General features: G+C 53.7%; 2 protein-coding genes and 1 tRNA gene. 1 reads left to right on the top strand and 2 read right to left on the bottom strand.

Annotated features, from left to right (window positions below):
* Together VGE80_RS05390 and VGE80_RS05385 are read right to left on the bottom strand one after the other, a co-directional pair.
* Window positions 1-354: archaeosortase/exosortase family protein (locus VGE80_RS05390; protein WP_440591941.1), on the bottom strand; the 354-nt coding region annotated here is incomplete at its 3' end.
* 1,228 nt (window positions 355-1,582) lie between these two features.
* Window positions 1,583-1,653: transfer RNA gene (locus tag VGE80_RS05385), tRNA-Gln, on the bottom strand.
* A gap of 645 nt (window positions 1,654-2,298) precedes the next feature.
* Between VGE80_RS05385 and VGE80_RS05380 the strand changes: the two genes are divergently transcribed.
* Window positions 2,299-4,248, top strand: a complete 1,950-nt coding sequence (locus tag VGE80_RS05380; protein WP_440591942.1) for a SulP family inorganic anion transporter — start codon at window positions 2,299-2,301, stop codon at window positions 4,246-4,248.
* Window positions 4,249-4,370: the final 122 nt, after the last annotated feature.

Raw genomic sequence — 4,370 nt, 5'->3', positions numbered from 1 at the left:
ACCTGCTACGCAAGGGACGACAGCGGCTGCCTCAAGCGAGATCATGCGGATGTACACCCCTGTGCACCGAGTGAGAGTGCCCAGGATGATGAGGGCGCTGCCCAAAATCAGGGCAGACCATGTGACGGCGGGCAACGGGATTGTCAGCATTCCCTTACGGTGCCACAGAAGCCAAGCGGAAAAGCAGGGGACCAGAATCCCATGGGAAGAATCTGGACTGGTCATCCAAAGGCGGTACATCCATCGCCACGCTGGGATGTCGCTGCCCCCGAGCGCCAAGACCAAGAGAAGGCCCGCAACAATTACGCCAGCCGAAGGCGTGCCCAACTGGCTGAAGCCTGAAGGTGATTCCACCGAGGTTCCTGCTGGCGTGACTGGGGTAGGTTCGGGCACTTTCGTCTTTCAATTCTTAGGAAAACGGTATGACAATTTGGAGGACGACGATATCGCTGGTGTGGGACTGACCAAAGGATCCGCAACAGTGTCGTCGTTCAGCCTCAGTCGCTCGAGTCGTTGTAATCGCTGCAAATCTCGAATCAGGAATCTTCAGCGCTCTGTGTTGGGCAATATTTTATACTGTGAAAATTCAGGGGGAAAGTAGCGGCGGTACAGGCTCGAAATCGAGTCTGAAACTTCGCCGATGATACCATACAGATGATCTGAAAAAAGGAAAATTCAACACAAAGCTAACGGGAATTGCAAAACTTCAGCTTTACGACGTAGCGCTCAAGGAGATAAATCCAGGCCCTTTTTCCCATCGATCAGGGTTTGTCGAACTCGGTGAGCAATATATGGGCCAAGTGTTCCAATTTCTTTTGGGGAGACAGTTTCGGGTGATTGTCGATTCGTTTTCCAGCGTCTCATCTGCATCACGTCATGCGGAAGTGGTGTAATGGCAAGTCGCACCCGCCGCCTCGCGCGTGAGCGGCGGAGAGTACTCATGCGCCTTCTCTACGCATTTTCGTTGCGTGCACCCGCGAGTAACGCTTGCGGGTTCTTTTGGGACGTTCTTGAGAACAGAATACAGTGTAATGGTCCACTTCTGCAAAGGGTGGCAATAAAATTGATGCGCTCAGATCTGGTGTTGTTCTAAAATGACTATATTGCGGCGAGGGACACTTAGGCAATTTGGACAACATTCATGGGCTGTATCTGCTAAGACACAGGAATGGTGGCAGCAGTGGGAACGGCCCGTTACCCAGTAGAGACTGTCCACAAAGTCCGAGAGCAGAGTGAGCGGGCCAAGTGTGGTCAAATTGCACAGCTTTACAACAGAGAAAGCGGCTTACTCGCTTGCTCGCTCTAATCTTTTCCCGTGGATGCAGTTTGTGCAGATTAACACAATGAATCAGGCCGTTCGAATTGTTCGATTTGCCCGGATGTGGAGAACGGAATCCCGGTGGAGGCCTTGGCGGAGGGAGAGGCGCGTCGACTTGGCTCGAAACTTTGCGACAGAACGGAGGGTGCCGTGGAAGGCGGAGCCGAGTGGCGAGTTAAAGATTGCTCAATCGGCCACATCACGGCCGAGCACGCCAAGAATCTCGCTGTGCGAGAACAACGCCCTATCGGATAAGGCTGCAAATTGCCCGGTTAGGATTCGAACCTAAACTAAGTGAGTCAGAGTCACTCGTGCTACCGTTACACTACCAGGCAGGCGGCTCCCGTGGAGCATTGCGTGGGCGAAGTATACTGCCGGATCTTCTTTTGCCAAACCCGATTTCGTATTTTTTATGAGAAACTGCTGAGCCTGCTTTGACAGCAGACCTTAGCGTGCCGAATTTGCCTGTTTTACAGGCAGTTATGACGATTTTCACGGAGCCAAGGGGGATTGCGTCGGATCTTCCCTTTGAAGGGAGATGAAATCTTCTGTGGATTTTTTGTGCTGGACCCGAACTTCCATAGCGGCTGTCACTTAGAAGGGCGTCCTCTGTCCAGATCAGTCGCACATGCAGGCAGCGTCTGTGGGAAGTTTGCCTCCCAACTTTCGGCAGGCGGAATTGGACCCCGGCGAGGTCCGTACCGGTTGATACTTACAATGTGGAGAGCTTTGAGGACAAGCGGGTCGACAATCGCCACGGTGAAGCCCAGAATCCCGCCGAGAGTGTCCGATTCGGCCGAATGTTCCTTTCCCAAAACCGGATGACTTCACGTATCACGCTGGTCTGAATTTGAGGGGCGGTGGGTTCACAGAGCCCAATGGACTTCACATTCGGTCCTGATCGGGCCAGATGCAGACTGCTGGATCTGCCGTTTTATTTGTATCTCGTCACCGAGGCTCTCAACTCCATGTCCAATCCCATGCTCACGCAGACTGCCGATACTTCAGAAGCGGTGGTTCCTCGGGGTGATCTGAAGGGGATGCGAAAGTATATCGAGCGTGACGCTGTATCCGGGTTTCTCGTGTTTCTGATCGCATTGCCACTCTGCCTTGGTATCTCGCTGGCGAGCGGTTTTCCGGCGATTGCGGGGGTCTTCACGGCGATCGTGGGGGCGATCGTCACACCGCTAATCAGCAATTCAGAACTGACGATCAAAGGACCGGCGGCCGGGCTGATTGTGATCGTGCTTGGTGCCGTCGCCGATTTCAAAGTCATCCTCGGTGACGCGCCCGACGCAGGAACCCAGGCCTATAAAATGGCTCTGGCGGTAGGGCTCGTCGCCGGCTTAGTCCAGATTGCGTTTGGTGCTTTCCGCATGGGCTTTCTGGGAGAGTTCTTCCCGAGTTCAACTGTGCACGGAATGCTCGCGGCGATTGGCGTGATCATTATTTCCAAGCAGATACACATCGTTTTCGGGGTGATGGGACTCAATGGGGAACCTCTGCATCTGCTCGCAGAGATTCCCAAGTCAATCGTCCATATGAATCCTGAGGTTGCTTTGATTGGGTTGGTGAGTCTGGCGATTCTTTTTGGATGGCCGCTCATTCGCAACAAGCGAATTCGCCGGGTTCCCGCTCAAATTGTTGTGATCCTCGTCGCAATTCCGCTGGGGTATTTCTTTGATTTGTCCCACGAGCATACCTACTCCCTGATGGGGCACAGTTTCAGCCTCAGCGAGCGGTTCCTTGTGAATGTTCCCAAGAATCTGCTGTCGGCGCTCGCCAGTCCGGACTTTTCTGCCTTGAATCATCTGGTCGCGTGGAAGTGGGTGATCTTGTTCGCCTTGATTGGAAGTCTGGAATCGCTGCTGAGTGCGAAGGCAATTGATCTATTGGACCCTTGGAAGCGAAAGACCAATTTCAACAAGGATCTGCTGGCGGTGGGATTGGCGAATGTTGTCGTCTCACTGATCGGGGGATTGCCGCTGATTTCGGAGATTGTTCGCAGCAAAGCCAACATCGACAACGGGGCGCAGACCCGTTTCGCCAATGTCTGGCACGGCGTGTTCCTGCTGGCCTTTTTGGCGCTTGTTCCTGGCTTGATCCACCAGATACCCCTGGCTGCTCTTGCCGCGATGCTCGTCTATACGGGTTTTCGCCTGGCTCACCCGCGGGAATTTCTGCATGTGTACCACATTGGCAAAGAGCAGTTTCTCATTTTCGTCTGCACTCTTGTCGGCGTGCTCGCGACAGACCTGTTGATCGGAATTGCAATCGGCATCGCGGTGAAGTTAATTGTCCACTTGAGCAATGGCGTTCCCGTTCGTTCTCTCTTTAAGCCTTATCTGGATATTGAAGAGATCGGCGACCGGACCTACCTGGTCAGGGCTTACGGTTCGGCCGTCTTCAGTAACTGGATTCCGTTCAAGCGACAGATTGAGGACATTGGTCTGGTGCGGCAGAACAATTTGGTGATCGACCTTTCTGAGACGAAGCTGGTCGACAGCAGTGTGATGGAAAAACTGCATGCCCTGCAGCAGGAGTTCGAACAAGAGAAACTCAGTCTGACGATCTCTGGTCTGGATCTTCATCGTCAGCTCTCCGTTCATGAGTTTTCAACTCGTAAACGGGGGCTGCGCTCGATGCGACGACTGACAATTGTTGCTGATGCGCTGCTTCAGGAGCAACTCGTTACCAAGTTCGTGGATCTTGGTGCGTCGGGTTACACGCTCATTCCCTGTGTCGGGGCGGGGCGGCGATTGCTCGCAGAGGCATCCTCGCCGAACCCTGCACTCGTTCGAATCGAGGTCATTGTCACGCGGTCCGTTTCGGAAGGACTGCTCGACTACCTGAGACGTGATATTTTCAATGAGCATCATGTGACCGTGTGCGTCGAGAATGTCGATGTCATTAATCCGGATCAGTTCTGATTGAGGATATCCGGGTGGACGGGTCTACCGCGGAAGTCGCACGAACTGGCCTGGGAGTCTCGCGGGTGGTCAGTCGTTCTGAGGCGATTCCACGCAAGCTTAGTCGGTATCGAGTGCCGAAT

It is taken from the genome of Schlesneria sp. (genome assembly GCF_036405755.1).
Taxonomy (GTDB): domain Bacteria; phylum Planctomycetota; class Planctomycetia; order Planctomycetales; family Planctomycetaceae; genus Schlesneria; species Schlesneria sphaerica.
This window is presented reverse-complemented; position numbering and strand designations above follow the sequence as displayed.

Bases quoted from the DNA above. Each gene is read 5' to 3' on its own strand.
- VGE80_RS05380 (WP_440591942.1), top strand. From the start codon at position 2,299: ATGCTCACGCAGACTGCCGATACTTCAGAAGCGGTGGTTCCTCGGGGT.